Origin of the sequence: Vibrio sp. Vb2960 (genome assembly GCF_033337665.1) — a bacterium.
Taxonomy (GTDB): Bacteria; Pseudomonadota; Gammaproteobacteria; order Enterobacterales; family Vibrionaceae; genus Vibrio; species Vibrio alginolyticus.
This window is the reverse complement of sequence record NZ_JAWORD010000002.1, coordinates 18976-42449: the sequence shown is the minus strand read 5'-3', so window position 1 is coordinate 42449 and position 23474 is coordinate 18976. Positions and strand designations below refer to the sequence as shown.

At 46.1% G+C, this 23474-nt stretch carries 22 protein-coding genes; 13 read left to right on the top strand and 9 right to left on the bottom strand.

What is annotated here, in order from left to right; all coding sequences use genetic code 11:
* Window positions 1-4 precede the first annotated feature (4 nt).
* From R7O03_RS02230 to R7O03_RS02220, 3 genes are read left to right on the top strand one after another with little or no spacing between them, the layout of a single operon-like run.
* Window positions 5-1210, top strand: a complete 1206-nt coding sequence (locus R7O03_RS02230; RefSeq protein ID WP_213970157.1) for an MFS transporter — start codon at window positions 5-7, stop codon at window positions 1208-1210.
* The gene (locus R7O03_RS02225) at window positions 1182-3011 is read left to right on the top strand and encodes an IucA/IucC family protein (RefSeq protein ID WP_318131392.1); all 1830 of its coding nucleotides are present in this window, start codon (window positions 1182-1184) and stop codon (window positions 3009-3011) included. The genes R7O03_RS02230 and R7O03_RS02225 overlap by 29 nt, the downstream gene beginning before the upstream one ends.
* Window positions 3004-4206, top strand: a complete 1203-nt coding sequence (locus R7O03_RS02220) for a type III PLP-dependent enzyme (RefSeq protein ID WP_053303937.1) — start codon at window positions 3004-3006, stop codon at window positions 4204-4206. The genes R7O03_RS02225 and R7O03_RS02220 overlap by 8 nt, the downstream gene beginning before the upstream one ends.
* Window positions 4207-4288: 82 nt before the next feature.
* Here the strand turns inward: R7O03_RS02220 and R7O03_RS02215 are convergent, their stop codons facing one another.
* The gene (locus R7O03_RS02215; RefSeq protein ID WP_213968213.1) at window positions 4289-4735 is read right to left on the bottom strand and encodes a DUF302 domain-containing protein; all 447 of its coding nucleotides are present in this window, start codon (window positions 4733-4735) and stop codon (window positions 4289-4291) included.
* 227 nt (window positions 4736-4962) lie between these two features.
* On the opposite strand from R7O03_RS02215, the gene R7O03_RS02210 reads away from it, so the two are divergent.
* On the top strand, window positions 4963-6954 hold the full coding sequence (locus tag R7O03_RS02210; RefSeq protein WP_213968212.1) for a U32 family peptidase: 1992 nt from the start codon (window positions 4963-4965) through the stop codon (window positions 6952-6954).
* A gap of 30 nt (window positions 6955-6984) precedes the next feature.
* On the opposite strand, the gene R7O03_RS02205 is transcribed toward R7O03_RS02210, so the two are convergent.
* From R7O03_RS02205 to R7O03_RS02185, 5 genes are all read right to left on the bottom strand, one after another.
* Window positions 6985-8529, bottom strand: coding sequence for a glycosyltransferase family 39 protein (locus tag R7O03_RS02205; protein WP_318131390.1), 1545 nt, complete (start codon window positions 8527-8529; stop codon window positions 6985-6987).
* Between the two features lie 97 nt (window positions 8530-8626).
* The gene (locus tag R7O03_RS02200; protein ID WP_318131388.1) at window positions 8627-9346 is read right to left on the bottom strand and encodes a class I SAM-dependent methyltransferase; all 720 of its coding nucleotides are present in this window, start codon (window positions 9344-9346) and stop codon (window positions 8627-8629) included.
* Between the two features lie 13 nt (window positions 9347-9359).
* Complete coding sequence (locus R7O03_RS02195; RefSeq protein WP_318131387.1) at window positions 9360-9737, bottom strand: GtrA family protein; 378 nt, start codon at window positions 9735-9737, stop codon at window positions 9360-9362.
* Window positions 9724-10674, bottom strand: coding sequence for a glycosyltransferase family 2 protein (locus tag R7O03_RS02190; RefSeq protein WP_130545676.1), 951 nt, complete (start codon window positions 10672-10674; stop codon window positions 9724-9726). The genes R7O03_RS02195 and R7O03_RS02190 overlap by 14 nt, the downstream gene beginning before the upstream one ends.
* 8 nt (window positions 10675-10682) lie before the next feature.
* Window positions 10683-11855 (bottom strand): glycosyltransferase, encoded by a 1173-nt coding sequence (locus R7O03_RS02185; protein ID WP_239945510.1) that lies wholly within the window; start codon window positions 11853-11855, stop codon window positions 10683-10685.
* Window positions 11856-12122: 267 nt separating this feature from the next.
* Here R7O03_RS02185 and R7O03_RS02180 point away from each other — a divergent pair, with 267 nt between their 5' ends.
* The 5 genes from R7O03_RS02180 to R7O03_RS02160 all read left to right on the top strand — a co-directional run bounded on the left by R7O03_RS02180 (window position 12123) and on the right by R7O03_RS02160 (window position 17272).
* Window positions 12123-12368, top strand: a complete 246-nt coding sequence (locus R7O03_RS02180) for a DUF3297 family protein (protein ID WP_005374689.1) — start codon at window positions 12123-12125, stop codon at window positions 12366-12368.
* 226 nt (window positions 12369-12594) lie between these two features.
* A complete protein-coding gene (locus R7O03_RS02175) occupies window positions 12595-13305 on the top strand; it encodes an ABC transporter ATP-binding protein (RefSeq protein WP_053303941.1) in 711 nt (236 codons plus the stop codon).
* On the top strand, window positions 13292-15802 hold the full coding sequence (locus tag R7O03_RS02170; RefSeq protein ID WP_318131385.1) for an ABC transporter permease: 2511 nt from the start codon (window positions 13292-13294) through the stop codon (window positions 15800-15802). The genes R7O03_RS02175 and R7O03_RS02170 overlap by 14 nt, the downstream gene beginning before the upstream one ends.
* Window positions 15802-16926: a lipocalin-like domain-containing protein gene (locus tag R7O03_RS02165; RefSeq protein WP_318131383.1), complete on the top strand. Its 1125-nt coding sequence runs from the start codon at window positions 15802-15804 to the stop codon at window positions 16924-16926. Before R7O03_RS02170 ends, R7O03_RS02165 begins: the two co-directional genes overlap by 1 nt.
* A gap of 79 nt (window positions 16927-17005) precedes the next feature.
* Complete coding sequence (locus R7O03_RS02160; RefSeq protein WP_038135740.1) at window positions 17006-17272, top strand: DUF2999 family protein; 267 nt, start codon at window positions 17006-17008, stop codon at window positions 17270-17272.
* 111 nt (window positions 17273-17383) lie between these two features.
* On the opposite strand, the gene R7O03_RS02155 is transcribed toward R7O03_RS02160, so the two are convergent.
* Together R7O03_RS02155 and R7O03_RS02150 are read right to left on the bottom strand one after the other, a co-directional pair.
* On the bottom strand, window positions 17384-17971 hold the full coding sequence (locus R7O03_RS02155) for a GNAT family N-acetyltransferase (protein ID WP_239932321.1): 588 nt from the start codon (window positions 17969-17971) through the stop codon (window positions 17384-17386).
* A 91-nt stretch (window positions 17972-18062) separates the two neighbouring features.
* Window positions 18063-18884, bottom strand: coding sequence for a helix-turn-helix transcriptional regulator (locus tag R7O03_RS02150; protein WP_318131380.1), 822 nt, complete (start codon window positions 18882-18884; stop codon window positions 18063-18065).
* A 184-nt stretch (window positions 18885-19068) separates the two neighbouring features.
* Between R7O03_RS02150 and R7O03_RS02145 the strand changes: the two genes are divergently transcribed.
* Both R7O03_RS02145 and R7O03_RS02140 read left to right on the top strand, forming a co-directional pair.
* On the top strand, window positions 19069-19968 hold the full coding sequence (locus R7O03_RS02145; protein ID WP_020195560.1) for an AraC family transcriptional regulator: 900 nt from the start codon (window positions 19069-19071) through the stop codon (window positions 19966-19968).
* 298 nt (window positions 19969-20266) lie between these two features.
* Entirely contained in the window at window positions 20267-21364 is a 1098-nt protein-coding gene (locus tag R7O03_RS02140; protein ID WP_053303946.1) for a YdcF family protein, read from the top strand.
* 78 nt (window positions 21365-21442) lie between these two features.
* On the opposite strand, the gene R7O03_RS02135 is transcribed toward R7O03_RS02140, so the two are convergent.
* Complete coding sequence (locus tag R7O03_RS02135) at window positions 21443-21865, bottom strand: organic hydroperoxide resistance protein (protein WP_005374640.1); 423 nt, start codon at window positions 21863-21865, stop codon at window positions 21443-21445.
* A 137-nt stretch (window positions 21866-22002) separates the two neighbouring features.
* Here R7O03_RS02135 and R7O03_RS02130 point away from each other — a divergent pair, with 137 nt between their 5' ends.
* Window positions 22003-22461: a MarR family winged helix-turn-helix transcriptional regulator gene (locus R7O03_RS02130; protein WP_005383518.1), complete on the top strand. Its 459-nt coding sequence runs from the start codon at window positions 22003-22005 to the stop codon at window positions 22459-22461.
* A gap of 305 nt (window positions 22462-22766) precedes the next feature.
* On the top strand, window positions 22767-23324 hold the full coding sequence (gene ahpC, locus R7O03_RS02125; RefSeq protein WP_005374632.1) for an alkyl hydroperoxide reductase subunit C: 558 nt from the start codon (window positions 22767-22769) through the stop codon (window positions 23322-23324).
* Window positions 23325-23474: the final 150 nt, after the last annotated feature.

Genomic DNA, 23474 nt, shown 5'->3' with positions numbered 1-23474 from the left:
GATTATGACCAAACTCATCTACAGCGTGTTGTTGTGCCACTTTATCGCTGCGTTTGCCGCGTTAGGTATGCCGCTATTTCTACCCGTCGTGTTGCCAACGTTGGGCGCAAGCATTGATGCGGACTGGGCAGGGGTATTGTTTATCCTACCTACGTTTTGTACTGCGTTGGCAGCGCGATTTTGGGGCAACTTTGCCGATCGCTACGGTCGCCGCCGCTCACTCTTGCGTGCGCAACTTGGCCTTGCAGCAGGGTTTGCGCTGTGCGGCTTGGCAGACAACCTCGCCATGTTTGTGTTTGGTCTTATTGTTCAAGGAACCTTTGGCGGCACCATGGCCGCCTCGAACAGCTACTTATCTAGTCAAATTAAAGAAGCCAAAACACTCGGCAAGTCACTCAATAAAACCCAACTATCTGCTCGCTTGGCGCTGATCGTTGCGCCTATTGGGCTCGGCTGGAGCTTGTCAGAGACCAACCCGCTCAACGCGTACCTTTGGTTATGCGTTTTGCCTTTGATTGCGATGGGCATCACGCTAACACTGCCAGTGGATAAACCCGCCGAACGAAACTTCGAAAAGCCAAACTCAGAATCTCAGCAAGAACAACCTGTTGCGCAGAAAAACGCAATGCATGCCATTCGTTGGATCTTCTTTGCTCAGTTCGGGTTTGCGTTTTCTATGGTGGTGACCTTTCCTTATTTCTCGCCGTTTGTGCAGCAATATGGCATCACTAACCACGCATGGATCGGTTTTTTGTACGCACTGCCGCATGGTGTCTATCTGTTGCTGGCAGGCAAAATCCACGTGTTGTCAGATGGGCTGAATCGCCATCAACCGCTGCGCACGTTGTGGCTTGGGTTTGCATTGCTTGCCGTGAGCTCTGCCTTGCATTTGATTGCATCCGAAACCGCACTCATTGCTGCGAGAATTATCTTCGGCATCGCGATGGTGTGTTGTTATCACGGATTGCATCAGCATCTTGCGAGCAATCTGGATCGCAAACTCAGTGGCAAAGTATTTTCTCGCTTTGATGCCATGTCCAAATGGGGTGGCGTGGCAGCGGGATTTTGCGCTTCTTTCATTTCTAGCTTGGGGCTACTTGAGGTTCCTTTCCTACTTTCTGCGATAGTCAGCGTAATCACCTTGATCGCGCTGGTTCTCCATTCAAAATTTGGAAATCAACATGTTACAAACTCAATCCTCTCAGACTAGCGAGTTGCGCGCGCATGAGGTGCAGCTCAACCGTGAGAAAGCCCAACTCAACACGATAATGGGTGTTCTTAATTGTTACTTACGTGAATTTGCGCTACCGAATCAACAAATGGAATGGCACTACCAATCGACATCGCTACCCCAAACGTTAAAACGCAACTATCCCGCTAAACAGCGGATAGCCGTTCATCTTTCTCAACAAAATGGCGTGTTGGTTTTGCCGATTCACTACGCGAGCAAACTGGGCAAAATCAAATTGGCAGAACTGCCTTGGGCGAAAATGCCGGGATCTGGTTGGGCGAAATTGGATGCCACGCAAACTCTTACGCTTTTGCTTAACTATCTCAAGCAGGTATTGGCGATCCCGTTTAACCATGAGCTGATCGAACAACTGGAAAATAGCGTGCTGGTTACCGAGCAGTTTCTCAACGTCGCGCCCAAATCGCATCACAACGAATTTATCGCTTCGGAACAATCTCTGATTTGGGGGCATACTTTCCATCCGACCCCGAAAAGTCGTTCGGGCGTCACCATGGATGATCTCTTGGCGTTTTCTCCAGAAGTCGGCGCGCAAGTCCCGTTGTACTGGTTTGAAGTGGATACGTCCTTACTTGATGTGCTGAGTTCCGACGGAGAAGCTAACCCTGCTCAGCACATGCTACAACAGCTCGCGCCACAACACGCCACCAGCAATGGGAAGACCCTCTACCCTTGCCATCCTTGGGAAAGCTACACCATTTTGAGCAACCCAAGCGTGAAGCGTGCCATTGAACAAGGCAAGATCACGCCACTGGGTTTAGGTGGTGAAAAGATGCAGCCGACCTCTTCAGTTCGTACCCTCTACCACCCAGATATGGATTGGTTTGCGAAATTCTCCATCAACGTACGATTAACCAATTGCGTGCGCAAAAACGCGTGGTACGAACTCGACAGCGCCGTGCAGCTCACGTCGATTCTTAAACCAATTAGAGAAAACGAGCAGCTGCACAACCCCGTATTTAAAGTGATGACAGAGCCTTACGCCACCACGTTGAATCTAGAAAGTGTCGCTGAGCACAACTGGGACGACAACACCAAAGCACGCGAATCGTTTGGGATTTTGTATCGCGAAAATTTCTCGCTGAGCGAAGTCGACATCTTAAAACCAACCCTCGCTGGCGCTCTGTTTGCTTACGACAAAAACGGCAACAGTTGCATTGCTCAACGCCTTAAAAACAAAGCGCGTACTACGCAAAATCGCTATTCCGACATCGCGACACTGTGGTTTGAACGCTATTTGCATTGCCTGATCCCGGGCGTGTTTAATTACTACTTCAAACACGGGGTGGCGTTTGAGCCGCATTTGCAAAACACCTTAATTGGCTTTGAGCAAGAGATGCCGTGTTGTGTTTGGATTCGTGATTTGGAAGGCACTAAATTACTGCCGGAGTTCTGGCCAGCAGAAACATTAACTGACTTGTCTGAACGCGCGCGACAATCGGTTTACTACAGTCGCGAACAAGGCTGGAATCGCATCGGATACTGCACCTTTATCAACAACATCAGCGAAGCGATTTTCTTCATCGCAGAAGGTGATGAGCCACTAGAGCAAACGTTGTGGAATGCGGTGCAAAGTGCCATTGTGCGTTGGCAGTCAGTGAATGGAAAACAGCCGGAACTAGAAGCGTTGCAGAATGGCGGTCACTTCCCAAGCAAAAATAATTTCACCACGCGTTTGATGCAAAAAGCCGATAAGGAGTCGGGCTATACCCAAGTCGCCGCGCCTTGGCAGCAACACGAAAAAGGAGCGCAACATGTCTAATTCACTCTCTCTACCGACACGCGTTTGCCAACAAGTTCACACGCTCGCACAGCAGCAAAATCAACCCTTGTGCGCGTACTTGTATGACCTAAACGCCTTAGAAGAACACATCAAACAACTGCGTCACGTTTTGCCGAAAAATGTCGAGCTATTTTACGCAGCCAAAGCCAATCCATCAGGCCCGATTCTCAAAACGCTCGCGCCGTATGTCGATGGTTTTGAAGCGGCATCTGGCGGGGAGCTGGTACACCTCCACCAGCAACAACTCGATAAGCCATTGATCTTCGGTGGCCCAGGAAAAATGCCAAGTGAATTGCAACAAGCGATTGAGCTTGATGTCGATGCAATTCATGTCGAAAGCCTCACCGAGCTACAACGCATTGGAGCACTAACCGAGCGCCTCAACCGCCCTACTTCGATCTTTTTGCGTATGAACATTGATATTGGCGACATCACGCTCAGCAAGTTGGCGATGGGCGGCAAGCCGACTCCGTTTGGCTTGGACGAGTCCGAACTGAGCAATGCTTTGATGTTGCTGCGCGATTTCCCGCAAGTGTTACTGAAAGGCTTCCATTTTCACTTGATGTCGCATCAGCTTGATGTTGAACGTCACTTAGCGTTAATGCAGCGCTATTTCCAAGTCGTGAAGGCGTGGCAGCAGCAGTTCGAACTCGGTGAGCTGATGATCAACTTGGGCGGCGGCATGGGCATCAACTACCAAAACCCTGAGCAACACTTTCCGTGGATGGAGTTTTGCGACAAGTTGGAATTCCTCATCGCTAAAGAGCAAGTGCAAGACTGGACACTGCGTTTTGAATGCGGACGTTTCATCACGGCGGCATGCGGTTATTACGTGATGGAAGTACTGGATATTAAGCAAAATCTTGGCGAAAACTTTGTCATCGCACGCGGAGGAACCCACCATTTCCGCACGCCAGCAGCGCAGAGCCATGATCATCCATTCGTCATCCTGAAAAGCGAGCAACACCATGAGATTTCTCACCCAATTCAGCATGCACAAGCGACCTTTGTCGGCCAGCTTTGTACGCCCAAAGATGTGCTGGCACGCAATCAACACGTCGCCCACGTCGATATTGGTGATTATGTTGTGTTTACCTTAGCGGGCGCCTATGCGTGGAACATTTCCCATCAAAACTTCTTGATGCATGAACCGCCGATCTTCCACTATTTCTAAACGACATACTTCGCTTCATTCAAGCCCCAATCATTGGGGCTTTTTTATTCTTCAACATAACAAGCAGCCCTAATACTGCACCCTACTTCGCCGCCGCGTGGGTTAAATTGCCCAGCACGCCGCTGATTTTGTTCAATACCTCGTCGCAGCCTTCAATATGATGGCGCTGTTTTAAATACATCGGATCGTTGTAAGCTAACCACGTTTTACCTTCAGCATCTTCATACACCAACACTTTTTGGGGTAAATCTAGCGCCACTTCCTGCGCACAGATCATCAGTGGCGTGCCCACTTTAGGGTTCCCAAACACGATAACTTCAGTTGGTCGCAACGTCATATCGACTTTCACGGCGTTCTCTTGATGGTTAATCCGCGCAAAGACGTTCAACCCTTTTTCTTGCGCGATAGCGACAAATTTATCCGCCGTATCTTTTGCTGAATGCGTGCTCGCAACGGTTACCACACCCTCACCAGCCAACGCACTCAATGACGTCAACGCCACGACCAACCCGATGATTACTTTTTTCATTTGTCGTCCCTTCCTCTTTCTGAGTCGAAAACTAAATATAGAAAAACCAAGTGTAGGAAAACTATAGAAGTCAGATTCCGCTATCGCGAATTGCACTCTACCCACTCAATAGTCGACCGTGTAACACGGATTAATTGATTCAGATTAATAAAGTATTAACTAGCCGAGCATCAAAAGCGTGAAATACGTAACATTTGCCGCCTATTTTAGTAAGAAAGAGAAAAGTAGTGACACGCGATCAATTTGAGTTATTAGCACCCGGTGGTGATTTAGATTCCATCAAAGCCGCCATTGCCGCTGGCGCCGATGCAATTTACTGTGGGCTCGACCGCTTCAATGCTCGTAACCGAGCGACCAACCTCACCTTAGATAACTTAAATGGCGTGTTAACGTTGGCCCATCAGCACAGCTGTAAGATTTTCCTAACGTTGAATGTGCTGATTTTAGAAAGTGAAATTCCAGCGATTGTTCGCTTGCTCAGCCAACTGAACACCACCAAAATCGATGGCGTGATCGTGCAAGATCTCGGTCTGGCCTACATTCTCAAACATCACTTTCCCGATTTGGATGTGCACGCTTCAACGCAACTAAACACGCATAACGAAGGCCAGATCCTCTTTCTCAACCAGCTCACCGCAAGCCGAGTAAACTTATCTCGCGAACTTAACATCGATGAAATAAAACATCTGGCGCAATTTGGTCGCGAGCACAACGTAATGATGGAAGTGTTTGTCCACGGCTCATACTGCATCGGATTCTCCGGAATTTGCTACATAAGTTCCGCTCGCAATGGTGCATCAGGTAACCGTGGACGCTGCAGCCAACCTTGTCGCGAACAGTACGAAACGACCAAAACGGGCAACAACTACCCACTCAATATGAAAGACAATTCCGCCTTTGGGGACTTGGAAGCGCTTGCCGATGCTGGCGTGTATTCATTAAAAGTGGAAGGACGAATCAAGAAATCGCACTACGTCTATACCGTGGTCGACAATTGGCGTCAGCAAATCGATCGCTTGTGCGAGGGTTTGGAACTCTCTGAAGACACAACCGAGTTGTACACGGTGTTCAACCGTGATTTCTCCAACGCATTTTTGCAAGGTGATTTCGGCAAGGCGATGTACATCGACAACCCGCGCGACCACGCTGTAAAGCATTTTTCGAAGGTTTATCAATGCCAGTCTGCTGATGATGTGCAAGCGGTGAAAAAGAAACTCTACGACGACAAAACCGCGATCATTGAGAAAGTGGCAGAGCAAACCAAGTCGTTCGATGTCACTTCGACACAAGTATCCGGCAGCAGCTTGAAAGGGTCGATTGATGTACCAACTCTGCCAGCGTTACCTCAACCAGAACCTCGCCAAGGTGCGCCAAAATTATCGGTTCTGATCTCGTCAGCACAAGAAGCCATGCTGTGCGAATACCGCGACATTGATGTTTACTATCAATTACCAATGGGATTGTCTGGTGAACTGAGCGCGATGATTGAGTTGTTCCAAGCCAACCCAATGCTCAAACCTTGGTTCCCTGCCATTTTGATTGGCGAAGACTACCAAGCCGCGCGCGTATTTTTGGAAACCATCCAACCTGAGTTGTCGATCACCAACAACTCAGGCGTCAGCATGATCGCAAAAGAGCTCGGCTTAGGCTGGGTGGCAGGCCCACAAATGAACACGGTGAACTCATACGCGTTTAAATGCCTTCAAGACGAGTTCGCGGCAAGTGGCGCGTTTGTTTCTAACGAGCTGAATATGAAGCAGATGCGCCATATCAAGCGTCCGAAAAACATGCGCAGCTTCTACAGCATTTTTCATCCAAATACCCTACTCACGAGCCGCCAATGTTTGTTCCAACAAACCGAAGGATGCCGTAAGGTGAAGGTCAACAAAGGTTGTTTGAAACGCTGTGATAAACGCACGTCTATCATCAACTTAAAAGACAATCCTTACGTGGTGCAAAAACAGAAAGGCAGCCACAATTCAATCTACAGCGAGCACAACATCTTAAACCTGCAAGTGCTGCACGATCTGCCGCAATTGTTTACCGATGTGTTGATCGATCTGCGTGATATCCAGACCGAAACGAAAGTCTCAGCAAGCAAACCTGAGTTGATTGACGCGCTCTTAGCTCTACTTGAAGATCACAGTGAACAAGCCGTCCAAACGCTGAATGCCATGATTCAACCAACAACCAACGCGCAGTATTTGAAGGGGTTGTAGGGGAACAAAACTAGGTTCTACAACTTTTTGCTAAGGGCCAAACAAATAGGGGGAACTCTCAGGATTGCTTTGCCTGAGCGCCTCAATGCCAAGGTGAGAAAAATACCAATGAAGAGTACAAGTACCATCTTGGGACATCAGTGTATACGCTCCGGAGTTGAGCCATATCTTCTCTCCGACAGACACACCAACACCATCAATAAAGCAACGGTTCAAGCGATCACTCTCAAGCACGTACCAACCCGAGCGCAGTAAATCGCCTCGAACACTAGATTGTGTTTTTAACCCAAGAGTCAGAATAAACGGAGCAATAGATACATAGTGTTGCCGAAGAGCATCACGGTCCTCCTCTAATAACCAATCAGGAATTCGATAACTTTCGACGATGAGTATCGGCTTTACTGCACGAATTTCCTGCCAAACGTCATACTGACCCCGATAGTAGTTGTCTATCTTGATGGCAGATGTTCGCCAATGATAAGTAGATGGACGAAAAAGACCTATTCCTTCATAGGCAAAGATAGCGTCGTCAACTTGCGTGTGCCTTTCTATGAATGTTTGTAGGGCGACTTGGTGCTGATTATTATGTTGTACCGGATAGTGGAGGATACGAGCAATCACAATCAAGAATAGTACGATACAAGTGACGACCGTCCCTTTCGACCACTCCCGAGTAGATGAAACAACGTACTGGATTGAGAACGCAACAAATACCGCAAGTATAGGGTAAAGTGTGACCAAGTTATATGCATGATAGTGAGGGTTAGCCAAAACCGACAACACAGCTAATATAACCAAAGCTATCAAAAACTGAGCTTGCTTAAACGACAGTACTTTCCACTTACCGACACATATTCCCACTCCTATGAGAGCAAACAGCCAATAAACAATATCATGTAAAAAGTACTGTATCAGTACATCAACCTTCAGAGAGTTTGCGTCACTAACATGCGATGTCGAATACAGAAATAAATCAAACGTCGTGTACAAAAACAGTTCAAGTGAAGAGATTCCAACGGTCGCAACATACAAAGCTACGCAAGAGATAATGCCTAACAAAAGCGCACTGACATCCAAGACAAAGTCACGTACGGAGCGCTTTTGAATTAGCCGAATAAGCCCGAAGAGCCCAATCACTACGCCAATCAAAATCGCCTTAAATTTGAAGAGTATCGCAAGCCCGAATAATAACCCCACCCAAAACAATTTATGAGCATCACTTCCTGGGCACACATACAACACAATGATTATTTGTAACCAAAGAAAAAGAATAACGAGGTCAGGACGAAGGTCAATGCCACGCATCACCATCGCAGAAGAGGCAAAGAGCAATAACAATGTAGTGAGTGCAATATTGACTGTAAATATTTGGCGAAGAAGCACATAGACTTGCCAACCTATCGCCAACAAAAACAAAACAAAAAACGAACGAAAAACGTAAATAAGCTCGAATCGTTCGCCAAAGAAAAAGTAAACTGGCGTCATCCAATCAAAAAGCAAAGTATAGCTATCAACATTGAAGTCAAGATTCGGCCGTTTCCCAACGCTCATTAACCATGTGGTATAAAGCGCCATGTAATCATCATTAACGAGCGCGAGATTGAATATAATGTAAACATAAAAACCGAATAACAGACTTAAGTTAATCCCAAGTAGCCATCTAACTCTTGCTTCACTCACGCTTCTTAAGTATCCAAACTTGTTTCGTTTTGAGTAAACTCGGCCAAATTGACTCAAGCCATATCAACGGGCGCATTAAAATGCCTGGAATAAAGTTATAGACAAAGCTAGGAAAGAGCAGGATCACTTGAGAGTCTATAACCTCGAAACCGTGTGCATCTGCCAGCTTGTAAATACTAGATGTGCTATTGGTGTAAACATCTCCTCCTAGCTGTTCAGAAAAAAGTCGGGTCCAAGTTCGCGGAGACCACCTTAGGCTATCAAAAATAAGATATCCTTCTGGTGCAATTACCCGTTCAAACTCCGAAAACAACCGATCTTGATCATCGCAATGAAACAGAAAACGACTAGATAATACTACTGAAAACTGCTGCTCTGGATATGTCGTTGAATAGATGTCTTGTTTAGAAAAATGTGTTTTTTGGAACAAAGGGTTCTCGTAACAAACTGCGAGCATCTCATCAGAGTAATCTGCCGCATAAACTTTTTTAAAGCCAGACGCCTTAATAGTTGGAAGCATTCTTCCCGTGCCACAGGGTATATCTAGAATTGACTCTTGCAAGGAGCAGATATTAAGAAACTGTGAAAACAAAGACACTTCAGACTGATGTACAAATTGTCCACCAACATTTGAAAAACGTAGATCTTCATACTTTTTCACCGTTTCAGAATCACTGTAGAAATCTTGTTTTTCTTGCCGATTCGTTTTCATAAGTCACCTCTTTTCAGCGCTGAAAAAAATGAGCTTGATTAAAGATGATGCGTTTCATTAATAGATATACAATTGGGAAACGAATCAACACGACCAAAATCTGCGAAATGAGAACATGAATGCCTACAATACTTTTAAAGATATAAAGCAGCAAAACACTCAAGAACAATGATCCTGCCGTTATGGTGATGAATTTAAAAAAGCTTCTTACATTTGTACAAACAGAAAACGTATATATTGAGTTCATGATGTAACTAAAGGCAGAACCCACTAAAAAAGACAAAACAGAAGATGTCAAATAATAGACATCAAAATAAATAAGAACACAAAAAACGAGGTAACTGACCAGAGTATTCATGATACCCACTGAACCAAACTTAACTATCTTCATCGCTACTCTTTATATTCCTTGTGTAACGAATAATGTAATCGGGTCGGTCTTGACCTTGCTCGAAAATTCGCCCGACGTAAGAGCCGATTAAGGCAATAAAGAACAATAAAATCCCTGAGAAAAAGACTTGGAAAAAGATGATTGATGTCCAACCATCGACAGTTGTGCCAAAAACGAACTTACTTACTAGTGCTTTGGTGAGATATAACAAGCCAAGTGACCACATCAATGTTGAGATAACAAACATCAGTTGAATAGGAAAGCGGGAAAAATTAAGTACCGCGTCTGACGCTAAAGCAAACATCTTAGTAAGTGAATACTTCGTTTCTCCTGCATGTCTACCATCACGTTCATATTGAATAATGGTTTGATTAAATCCGATAATGGCAAAAATACCCCTCAAGTATTTGTGCTTCTCTCGGTAACATGAAATGGCCTCTCTAACTGGCTTAGTAAATGCTCGAAAATCACCGCAATCTTCAATTAAATTAGCGGGAGAAGTAAGGGATAAAAAGCGGTAAAACAATTTTGCACTAATTAGCTTAAAAGCGGTTTCATTTCTTCTCGACAAGCGTTGGGCATGGACGATATCAAAGCCTTTATCGATCTCTTCCAAGAACTGTGTAATAACTTCTGGGGGATCTTGAAGATCGATATCAATGGTAATATTAATATCTCCAGTTGCAGCTTCGATTCCAGCAAACAAAGCGGTTTGCTGCCCAACATTCGCAGCAAGATGCACGATCACTAATCGTTCATCCGCCATAGCCAGCTTGTCTAAAATTACTGCACTTTTATCAACACTAGCATCATTAACTACAACAAACTCAAACAAATACTGATCGTATTGCTTAGCAATTTCGCACAAACGCGAGTAATACTCCTCGATGACAGACTCTTCATTAAAACACGGAGCGATAAAGCTAATTTTATCCATACTCCCTCCTACCCAAGGCCGAGTGTTTGCGCATAGCCAGACACAAAACTTTCTAACGTATAACGAACTTTAAACTGCTCTATTTGATTTCTAGACATCTGGTCAAGTTGACCTAACTTAAAACCGTTCTCTATCGCACTTGCACTCGCTTCTAAATCATCCAGATCAATTTCAATGGCATTAGAACCGAATTGAATGACATCCGATAATTGCTCGAAATCCGGAATCGCAATCGGTAATCCGCAAGATACCGCCTCCACGATTAGGTTAGGTGTTAGGCTCGTTCCGACACATGTCCTTAGTGGTAAAACCAACAAATCTGCACTCGCCATCTCAACTGAAATATCAATGCTCTCTTTAAACTCTATTTGGTGATGTAGCTCATGTTTAGAAACAAGTTTCTCTATATTTGCTTGGTCGCCGAAGCCACTGAGACAGAGCGTTAGATCAAAATCGATACATTCTCGCTTCTTTAGTATTGCAGCCAATTCAATTAAAGCGTCAACGCCTTTTGATGGCTTAGAATGCCCGATATAAAGTAAAGACATTCTTTGTGTCTTCTTTGCAGGAATGGGTCGCGAAAAGTGCTCAGAAAAAACCCCATTTTGAATGAAATAGACTGGCAAATGAGACAGAGAAGATAACTGAAATTTCTGGTAGTTACTGTGCACAATCGCTTGACAAAAATTGTCTAACAAACGCTTGTATAAAGGCGCACTGATAAACGAATTAAATAGCAATAAATGTAAATACTTAAACCAATTCCGAAAAAAATAATGCTTGTTATTACGGACCTCGTCTAAGGTCAAATATGACTGCCAAATGGATAAAGTCGTCTGCTTTTGATATCGAGATTTTAAAAAGAAAAAAACCACCAATAGTTCTATAGGCGTAGCAATATGTAGGTTAACCTTCGCACTGTTGGTTTTCTCGATCAGCCTGTTGAGCTCTCTACATAAGTAAATAAGATTCATCAGCCCCTCAAACAGAGATTCATATCGACTCTCATTACGAAAGGTATGTTGTTCAACCTTAATATGAGAACGAAACTCAGTTGGAGTAACAGTGACAACATGATGTCCATTCTCAGTTAAGCACTGCGCTAAATTGACGAAGTTTTTACTCATTGCTTCTTTTTGATCACTTCGAAATCTAGCGATAGCTAAGATCACAAGTTCCATTTGTTTTCCTAATACTTATCGCACCTAATAACCATAGTATAAACAACGAGAACCTGAGAAATTGTTTACTAGTAAGAGAATCAAAATGATAAAAAGACAATGATTGAATTAATTTTAAAAGGACTCACCGAAAGAGCAAAAGGAGATAGATAAAAATTAGGGCTTTATTGCAGTTCAGTCCATTAAAAACCAGTCACAATCCTTGAACACTCGCCTTGCACTGACTACAATGACGCACTTTTTTTAATGACTTCAAGGTCAAACAAAATGACAGATACAGCTAAACCAGCGCTACCAGATCGCCTAGCGGGTAACCCACGTAGCCCATTCTTCATCAAAGAATGCTTCGAGCACCAAATCGGTATTCGTATCAACGGCCAAGAGCGTACGGACGTAGAAGAATACTGCATCAGCGAAGGTTGGGTAAAAATTGCTTCTCCTAAAGCAAAAGACCGTTTCGGTAACCCAATGCTAATCAAGCTTAAAGGCGAAGTTGAAGCGTACTACGTGTAAGCTGACTACGCTAAATGTATTTGAAAGCTCGAGTCTGACTCGGGCTTTTTTAATGTCTGTCATATCCCTTCCTCATTTAATCTCTTCCCTCTTCTTTTCAGTACAAGTTATTAAGAAATCGATGTAAATCGCTGTTTTTATCTGATTGTTGTCTAAAGTTTCTAAAGAACGAACAGCAATAAGCATTGCCAAAAGAAACGACACCTTTTGGATACAGGGAGAGGAAATGGAAAGCCCACTTGTCATACTCAAACACGCCAGCAAAAGCTTTGTCGATGGCAAAGAGACACATCGCGTGTTAGAAAGCGTAGACTTTACGTTGAACACAGGAGCGAGCGTTGCGTTGACGGGTGCAAGTGGTAGCGGCAAAAGTACCTTACTCAATGTCATCGCTGGCTTTGAGCCGCTTTCCGATGGTGAGTTGTGGTTAGATGGTGATAACACAGCGGCTTGGAAAGACCCACAATGGAGCCAATTTCGACACCAAAAACTCGGTGTTATCTTCCAGCAATTCAACTTGTTAACGCCGCTCAACGTGCAGCAAAACATCGCCTTCCCTCTGTATTTGAATCAGCAGAAATGGAACGACTGGTGCGATTATTTGGTCGAGACTCTAGGCATCAGCCAACTTCTCGACAGACATGTTTCTGCCCTTTCCGGTGGCCAACAACAACGAGTCGCTATTGCGCGCGCATTGGCACACAAACCTAAACTGCTACTTGCTGATGAACCCACAGGTAACCTCGACCAAAAAGCGGGGTTAGAAGTGATGAAGCTACTCAGTGAAATCACCACCCAAGGCAATACGGCAGTGCTGTTAGTCACCCACAGCCCTGAATGCGCTGAGTTTATGAAAACACGGCTGCGATTAGATAATAGTCAGCTACAGAACAGTCATCACCAAAACAAACATGAGCTTCGCCATGAAGCAAGCTAAGCCATCAAACATCAGATTCACTCATACTCAACTCGCCCTGAATCTATTTGCAGCGCACTATCGGCAGGCGCCACTGCAAGCCGCCGCAATTCTGATCGGTATCGTGCTGGCAGTGACCTTGTTTGTTGCGGTGCAAGCCATCAACCTCAATGCCAAGCGCAGTTATGCAGAGTCTACCGAGCAGCTTAGCGCACAAGCTCAGAACGTAATTATTCCACCAGCAGGTCAAAACTATCTGCCTGAATCGCTCTACTTCGCCCTTAGACAAAACGGACTCAGTGCAGCACTGCCGATAATCGAAGGGCGAGTGAGAGACGAACAAGGGCGTCGCTGGTCAGTGCAAGGTAGCGAGTTGATTGCCGCTATCTCTTCACGTTCTCGCTATTCATCAGATAGTGAACAGAACGTGTCTTTGTTCGATAGTGCTTTACCTTTGCCTGAGCTTTTAGCCGGCAAGCCAATCGTGATGATGAGCCAATCTCAACATCAAAACTTAGGAGAGGTAGAAACCCTAACTCTGGACGACATTCCAACCCAAGTGGTGGTGCTACCTGACGAATGGCAGTTAGGTAGCCGAATGTTGATGGACATTGGCTTTGCCCAGCAACTGCTCAATAAACAAGGACAGCTCAGTTACATTGCGGTTTTCCATTCGGGTGATAAAGGGAATAAAGACACGCAAGCAAATTGGCAGAACCTTATTGGTGAGCAAGGACAATGGATTGCCAATAATCAAAGTACCGACCTTGGTTCGCTGACCGACAGCTTTCACCTCAACCTCACGGCAATGAGCTTACTCGCGTTTTTAGTCGGGCTGTTCATCGCTTACAACGGCGTAAAGTACAGCTTGCTTAAACGCAATCGGCTGTTAGTGCAAATTCAACAAGCGGGTGTTGCGCCGAGCATTGTGTTCTCTGCGCTGTTAGTTGAACTCACTATTCTCGTTACCATCGGCGCTTCCCTCGGTTTTGTATTGGGCATGCAGCTTAGCCACTGGTTACATCCGACCGTGGCACTGACTCTAGAACAACTTTATGGCGCGACACTGCTGCCCGGCACTTGGCAGTGGCAATGGTGGGCGCAAGCCCTGCTACTCACGTTAACCGCAACCCTATTGGCATGTTGGCAGCACTTTAAACAGCGAGTGCGCCAGCCGCTTTCCTCTCATGGCGGATTTTATCAAGCGCCGGAAGCCTCTAACGAAAACCAATTGTTCGTGATAGGTGCTGCGTTGACGGCTCTCGCACTCGCAGGGTTATGGCTGAGTGAGCACCACCGCTTCACCATGGCGTGGCTCGGCGTGCTTGTGGTGTCGATTCCTTTGTACCTACCCAAAACACTCAGCGTGTTAGCCAATTGGTGTGAAAAGCGCACCACTTCCGGTTTGATGCAGTATCTGTTTGCCGAGCTACGCGAGCTGATTTCTCCGCTTTCTCTCGCCATGATGGCACTGCTACTCGCCGTTACTGCCAATATGGGGATGAACACGCTAGTTGGCAGCTTTGAATCCACCCTAAAACAGTGGTTAGAACAAAGGCTACACGCCGACATTTACGTCAGCCCTGCCCAAGGAGAAATCGCTGATGTAGAGCGAGCATTAGGGCAGTTCGACAAGGTTGAGACCGTCTACAAGCAATACTACGTCGACGATAACCTGCAAGGCTTACCAATTTTGCTTGGCACCAAAGACAAAGACACCTTAGAACAAACCATGGTGTTCAAATCGCATTTGGAGAACTTCTGGCAGCGTTTTTACCAAGGTGAGTCAGTCGCGATCAGTGAACCAACCGCGGTCAAACTGGGTTTATCACTGGGTAGCGAGCTCACGCTTGATGCAATTCCAAGCAAGACTCTACTTGTTGGAGCGATTTTCCATGATTACGGCTCACCCAATGGTGAAGTGTTATTGGCACCCAAATTATGGCAAGAGAGCGGCTTTACCGACTTGCCAACAAGCCTTGGAATTAAAGTCTCAGGTGACCCACAAATCGTCTACGAGCAACTACGCGAGCAATTGAATCTGCATCCAAGTCAGCTCTACGATCAGGCACAAATCAAATCCATCGCGTTGGATATATTCTCGCAGACCTTCGCCATTACGCGTGCGCTCAACGGCGTGACGTTGATGGTCGCGGTGATTGGCTTGTTCAGCGCTTGTTTCATGTTGCTCGACGCGCGTAAAGCCGCCATTGCAAGGCTGTATGCACTTGGCGTTAGTCGTAGTAAATTAATGACCATGGTGGTCGGACAGATCGTCGCTTTGGTCAGTTTTACTCTGGTTATCGCCCTGCCCCTCGGAGCCATGGTGGGTTACGTACTGACAGACATCGTCACCTTACGAGCTTTTGGTTGGAGCTTAAATTATCTGTGGAATTGGAGTGACGCGCTGAGCATTGCAGCAATCACCATCTTGGTTGCGGTGATTGCAACCTTGATCCCGCTGTGGCGATTGGTCAGTAAGCCTGTCGTATCCAGTTTGCAAAGCGAGGTGTTGTGATGGTTCGATTGGCAAGCAAACTTACTCTACTCATAAGCAGCTTATTCCTATTCGGTTGTGAAGATGCCCAACAAAAAAATATGGGCACGCAAAATATGGGCACGTTGCTGGGCAGTGGAGACACGCAAAGCGAGAGCAACTTATTCACACCCGTAGAAAAAGGGGTTGAACTCACCTTTCCTACCGATCATCAAGCGCACCCGAATTTTCGTCATGAATGGTGGTACTTAACCGCTAACTTAATTGATGAAGAAGGCAACCCAATTGGCGTTCAGTGGACACAATTTCGCTTTGCTACTGCGCCGCCAACGGGCGAAGATGACGTAAAGAAAACCGAATGGCAAGCTCAACAAATCTACATGGCGCACAGCGCGGTCACTACAACGGACAAACATTACGCCGATGAAAAATGGTCACGCGCTCAAGCCTCTCTAGCCGGCGTCGACACTTCACCCTTTCGTGTTTACCTCGATGATTGGCAGTGGACTTCTTCAACCAACGACCTCTTCCCTGCCACATTGAAGGCAAACTCCGAACAGTTTGGCTACTCGCTGACGCTTACCAGCAGCGCACCTTATCAAAAGCAAGGCGAACAAGGTTACAGCACCAAAAGTGCCGATGGTCAGGTGGCTTCGTATTACTACAGCCAGCCGTTTATTGATGTGTCTGGTGAGGTCACTATCGACGGCGAAACCCATCAAGTATCCGGCAAAGGTTGGATAGACCGAGAGTGGAGCTCGCAGTTCTTACTCGACTCACAACAAGGCTGGGACTGGTTTGCCCTAAGGTTGAGTGACGACACCAGCTTGGTGGTGTTCCAATTGCGGGATTCCAAAACCGGAGCAGCCAGTTACTCCAGTGCAAGACTGATGCAGCAAGACGGCTCTGGCATCGCTATCTCACAAAAAGACATTCAGTTAGAGGCGACTAAGCAAACTGAAATCCAAGGGCGAAAGTATCCAACCGAGTGGCGAGTGTCGATTCCTAATCAGCAAATCGAGCTAACCGTTTCTGCCCTCAATCCGAACTCGAAAATGCCACTTTCGGTGCCTTATTGGGAAGGCCCAGTGCGTATTGATGGCTCTCATTCTGGGACTGGTTATATGGAACTAACCGGGTATTGAAATATTGCGCGGGAGCCCCAATTATTCTGCTAGAACAAATACTGGCAACCAAGTCATACACTGATTGAAAGGAAATATGATGAACCCAATTATCGCCTTGCTGAAAGAGAACAACATCAGCGATGAACAGATCAACGAAATCTTCCAGACTCTGACGCAAAACCCGCTCGCAGCAATGGCAACCATCAGCCAACTAGGTCTGCCACAAGAGAAGCTACAAATGCTGATGGCACAAGTGATGCAAAACCCTGCGCTAATTAAAGAAGCGGTAGACGAGTTGGGATTGGATTTCTCAAAGGTTGAAGAAGCAAAAGAGAAGCTTCAAAGCCAAAACCAAGGCAACTAAGCCTTAGCCATTTAGCGCTGAATATAGAAAAGGCCGTTAACCCGAGCATGTGGGTTAACGGCCTTTTTTGTTCACTACTTTGTTTTTAGCTACTTTTTTGTCGGCTAATAATCAGCGATTTAAAGACGCGAATTGTTCTGCGGTCATGCCGTAGTAAAGTTTATCGTCAAAGCCTTGTTCTAGTTTGTAGTAGTCTTTCTGACGTCCTTCTTGAGTAAAACCATTTTTCTCTAACGTCTTGTAAGAGCCAGCATTAGAAGCGTAGCAATCGGCACCGACTTTATGGGCGTTTAACTCAGTAAAGCCAATCTCGGTCATCATTTGGCAAGCGTGAGTCGCAACGCCTTTGCCCCATGCGCAAGTAGGTAACTGATAACCCACTTCGTAGTTGCCAGTTAAGAACATCACTGCGGTCACTGAACACATTCCCATGTACTGACCTTGTTGGTCGCGAATCACGAACGTTGGGCTATCTGGCCAAACATCGTCTTTAATCGCTTGTGCCGTATTTTCAATAATAGGGCCAAAGAAGCCTTCATATAGGCTGTTGTCAGCAGGTGCGAAGAACAGATATTGATTGACCTTATCGTCGTTCAACATCTCGATAATATCTTGTAGATCAGAGCCTTGAATCAGTTGGATAGTCAACGATTCGTTAAATGGGATGGCTTCGCCTTGTTTTAGTTTTTGATATGACATGTGTTACCTCGTTATCTGCTGAAAATAGTAGCCCAGCGAATAAGAGAAAAATTGGATTTTTGCGACAACTTTCGGGCTGATTAGCGATGTATTACGACTCAAAATCGCCATAGATATCGATGGTTAAGTCGCGCTTTTTCAAGTGCTTGCTCGGTGTTTTTCTTAGCTGCTGTTTGAGGGTACGAATCAAATGCGATTGGTCACTGAAACCAAATTGCTGTGAGAAGCTCGCCCAATCAATCGCCTCTTGTTGCTTGTAGAGGGTCAAAATCATCTGCTCCAGACGTGCCATTTGTTGATACTGCTTAACACTCAACCCCACCACCTGCTTGAAACTGCGCTCAAGCGTTCTTCGAGAACAGGCGCACTGTTTGGCTATCTCATCAATATCCATCGCTAACTCAGGTGAACGTAGTGCTTGAGCGTCCATCACGGCCACCGCTTTTTGCGATGCCAAAAACGGTTTGATGTAGTTCAGCAAACATTGCGGTGAATCTTGCAACTCTAGCTGCCATAACCCCTGTTGAAAGCGCTCATCAAACGCCGTGTTGAGCCAATCAAACCATTCGCATTGGTTAATTGCGCTAACTTGGGGTGCATCACGAAACCGTGATTCAATGGCATACAAACCCTCTGGGCGAAAGGTGATACCAATACGCTTGATGGGAGCCGTATCTTCCAACAGCAGCAAGTGTTCGTTAGCCGTTAATAAATGGCAGCCTTTGCCAGCAAGCTTAGTGTCTCCCGTGTCGTAGCTGTAGCCTTGCTCTGGTGGCGTAAAGAGTAAATGAGCACGCGGGTTTGGAATAAGGTGCGGCTTGGGATCAATGACTTCACCCTCTGGCACTTCCAAGTACCAAACTTGATGAATGAGCCATTCGTACTCAGGCAGAGACTGTTTCCAAGCTATCATGATTGTCCTAGCGGTTAGTAAAGGTAATGAGCGCAACGTTTTTGCTTAAACATCTGCTCGTTGAGTGTGACTGATTGACGCTCATCTCGCCACGCATTTCTCACCCTGCTCCCTTGCAAGCTTGTTGGATTGCGGTAGGCTTTGAGCAGAGAAAACAAGCTGAACAGAACAAGGAAATACCCCGATGCGCGTCGACTACCACCAACGACTGGTTCCTGTGATTCGTTATTTAGAACAACACTTTAATGAGCCACTCAACCTGCCAGAAGTGGCCGCGCTGGCGAACCTTTCCCCTTATCACTTTCATCGCACCTTCAAAGCCGTGCAAGGCGAGACATTAGCCGATTTCATTCGACGTTTGCGTCTAGAAGCCGCCGCCGATGACTTATTCAAATCCAAGCAACCGGTATTGAACATTGCCCTAGAGTACGGATTTTCTAGCTCACAGAGCTTAGCCAAAGCCTTCAAACAACATTATGGCGTTACACCAACGGCCTTTCGTGACTGCGAAAACTACCAGCAGTTTTCTGAATTAGCACGAAACAGCAAGATTGGACACACGTTGCGCAAGAATGGAAACGAAGTAACACCAAGCGATTCATATACTGGCTCTGAACTCACCAAATGGAGCACGACAATGGAAACGCAAAACTTTGAAAAAGCAAAACTGGCTTACATTCGTGTAAACGGCCCTTACGGCCAAGGCTATGAAGAGCCATCAGGTCGCCTGTATCAATGGGCAGGAATGAAAGGTTTGGCGGGCAATACCTGCATCTTTATCTACCACGACAACCCAGAAATCACGCCAGACGAGAAGTGTCGCACTGATATCTGCTTGATGGTGCCAGAAGATACCGAAGTTCCGAAAGGCATTGAGCTGCAAGATTTCCCCGGCGGTCAATATGCGGTGATGCGCCAGCACATTACTGACCCGAGCCAATACTCAAAAGCGTGGGATGATGTCATGAGCAAAGTGATTGAATCCGGTATTGAGAACGACGACCGTCCTTGCTTCGAGCTTTACCACAGCTTCGACCCACAAACGCACCATGCAGACGTTAGCTTCTGCACTGCCATCAAATAAACCAAAAGCCTGCATCATTGCAGGCTTTTTCATTTCTTACTCTGGTTGCTTAAATCCGTTCTTCCAAACGCTGTTTATCTTTTAATCCAATTACTTAGAACACGAACGAATACCTCAATATTTTCGTGATCCTACTTCGCGTTTTGACCACGCGCGCTCATTCGCTCGGCTGAGTTGGGATTCATTTCACAGATTATTCATGAAGCGAACCTAGACTGAAAAAATTCTATCGACCCCGTTCGACCTACAACGCTAGGCACAATAAAAACTAGGTACTACAGCACCTCTAGGACATTCCATGAAGAAGAACTTACTTGCCATTGCTCTTGGTAGCGTGATTGCGCTGACTGCTGCCCCATACTCTATCGCGGCTAACGATGCTGCCGTCCAATCTTCCACCGACTACTCACAGATCGTCACTAAACGTCAGGTTGTCGACCAACTGCTGAATGACGCGGTACAAGCATTCAAATCCCCTGCGCGTATCTCGCATGCGGGTTTTACCGCCAAAATGCCGAGCAACATGGAGATTGTTACCGACCGCTTACTAGAAGCCTACAAACTTGAGCCGTACCGCACTGACCTACTGATTTCTGCGGCAAACGCACAGATCTACAACAAGAATGCAGACCGCGCGATTGAACTATTTGAACAAGCTCTTTCTGTCGCACCAGACGATGTGGATTTGCACGCTTACTTAGCGGTATGGCAACGCTTTGAGGGCAACCAAGCAGAATCAGCGAAACACATGGCGACGCTCATGAAGCTCAATGCAGGTAAAGCGGCAGATATCCAACGCATCTTCGACACCGTAGACCGCGTACTTGCAACGCCACTAAAAGAGAAAGCCGATAAAGGCAAACTGGATGACAAAGGCGCTATAGTCACGTTGGGATACGCGCTGAACCCAGATGGTTCAATGCATCAAATCTTGGTTGAGCGTCTGGAAACCACGCTAGCAATGGCGAAAGCAAATCCAGACGCGTTGATCGTATTGACGGGTGGTGTACCGAAGAACCACAAAACCGAAGGCAAGTTAATGGCGGATTGGCTGATTGAAAAAGGCATCAGCAAAGATCGCATCATTGAAGAAAACTACGCCACCAGCACGGTAGGTAACGCTCTATTTAGCAGCTACGCATTGGCGCGTCATAACATTAAACACGCGACCATCATCAGCTCAGCGAGTCACGTGCGCCGTGGTCAAACATTGTTTGAAATCGCAAGTTGGCAAACTGGCCCACAAGGCATCACTTTCGACACCGTAAGCTACCCAGACAAGCCACTGAAAGACTTAGCCAAAGCCAGCGATAGCGAACTGCTTGGTATCTACCGCGATGCACTGCGTACATACGGCATGTGGAGCTACCGCTCTTACCCGCTAGAGTCGCGTTAAGTATTCTCGACTCATACCAATCAAAAAAAGCCTGCGTACTTGCAGGCTTTCTTGTCTTTGTGCAGTGATAAGAACCGCTTAAATTGCTTCGCCGTTTACCGTTACTGCCACATCAATGTTGCCACGAACTGCGTTTGAGTATGGGCAAACTTGGTGTGCAATGCGCGTTAGCTCTAGCGCTTGTTCTTGTGGCATGTCTAGCTCTACGGCTAGGCTCACTGTTAGTGCAAAGCCGCCGTTATCGTTCGGACCGATGCCCACTTCTGCCGTTACAGGAGCGCTTTTCAGGTTTACTTTACCTTCACGTGCTACGTGCAAAATCGCGTTAGAAAAACACGCTGAATAGCCCGCTGCAAAAAGCTGTTCTGGGTTAGTTGCTGCGCCTGTGCCGCCCATTTCCTTCGGGTATGACAGCTCTAGATCGAGAAGACCGTCATCTGTTTTTACTTGACCATTACGACCAGCCAAAGCGGTAGCTTGAGTTTTGTATAGAGTAGTCATGCGAGTGTCCTTCTTAATTTAAGTTGTGCGCAATTTAATTGCTTACAATCTTATATCGAAGTAAAGATCGTTTGCAACTATATTGTGCACAATTTATTTTATAACTCTCTTTCTCTGTGAGCAGGTAGGCAACGCCAATGAGCCAGTGTTACACCGACAACACCATGACCGACGACGATAAACTCTTACTCGAAAACCAAGTTTGCTTCCCGCTCTACAGCGCAGCAAACGCAGTGATCCGAGCTTACCGCCCGTTGCTGGACGAGCTTGATCTGACTTATTCGCAGTACTTAGTGATGATGGTGCTGTGGGAGAAAGACGGTGCCAGTGTGAAAGAGTTGGGGTCACAACTGCATTTGGACTCAGGCACACTCACACCTCTGCTTAAACGCTTAGAAGCAAAGGGCTATGTGGAGCGCGGCCGAAGTGAAACCGATGAGCGCGTCCGCGTACTCAACCTCACCGAGCAAGGTCGTGACCTTAAAGAACAAGCTAAGTCAGTGCCAAACGCCATGATGTGTAAAATCACCTTAGAGCTAGATGAAATGATCATGCTGAAGAAGCTGTGTGGCAAAGTGCTCGACAATCTGAGCTAACAAGATAGAAACATCCGCTTCCTCACTTCCTATTAGAAAGAGCCTGCCGAGATGCAGGCTCCTTCGATCTTAGCGAGAAGATCTACTCAAAGTAATCATCGGTATTCTCTATTGCTAATCTGCCTTCATCTTCAATAAAACCTATCAAAGCAAACTCACTTACATCGGATTTCCCTATCAAGGGAAATAGGAAATGGCTATCAATAGGATAGTTACAAGCGATTTTCCTTAAACACACTCCGATGAGAATATACTTTCCGAAAGCAACAACAGCTCAGCTTAAAACATTCAAAGGAAAGTAAATTATGATTAATACTCAAATCAAACCATTTGCAGCTACAGCGTACAAAAACGGCGAATTCGTTGAAGTAACAGAACAAGACGTTCTAGGTAAATGGGCAGTATTCTTCTTCTACCCAGCAGACTTTACGTTTGTATGTCCAACAGAACTGGGCGACCTAGCAGACCACTACGAAGAGCTACAAAAACGTGGCGTAGAAGTTTACTCAGTATCAACTGACACACACTTCACTCACAAAGCATGGCACGACAGCTCAGACACAATCGGTAAGATTCAGTACTACATGCTTGGCGACCAAACAGGCAACATCACAAACAACTTCGGTGTGATGCGTGAAGGTCAAGGTCTTGCAGACCGCGCTACGTTCCTAATCGACCCAGAAGGTACTATCCAAGCAATGGAAATCACTGCTGAAGGTATCGGTCGTGACGCAGAAGACCTACTACGCAAAGTGAAAGCAGCTCAATACGTAGCAGCGCACCCAGGCGAAGTTTGCCCAGCTAAATGGAAAGAAGGTGAAGAGACACTAGCTCCATCACTAGACCTAGTTGGCAAAATCTAAGCCACTGAAATTTAAGTTCTAATCAGTTCCCGATTTCCTTTTTCTGATTAGAACTGAATTAGAGAGCACTTCAGGTTAGATACCTTGACGACCTTCTGCCTGATTTGCTCTCTCCCCCTCAGGTTTTATCTACAGTAACCACTTTTTATT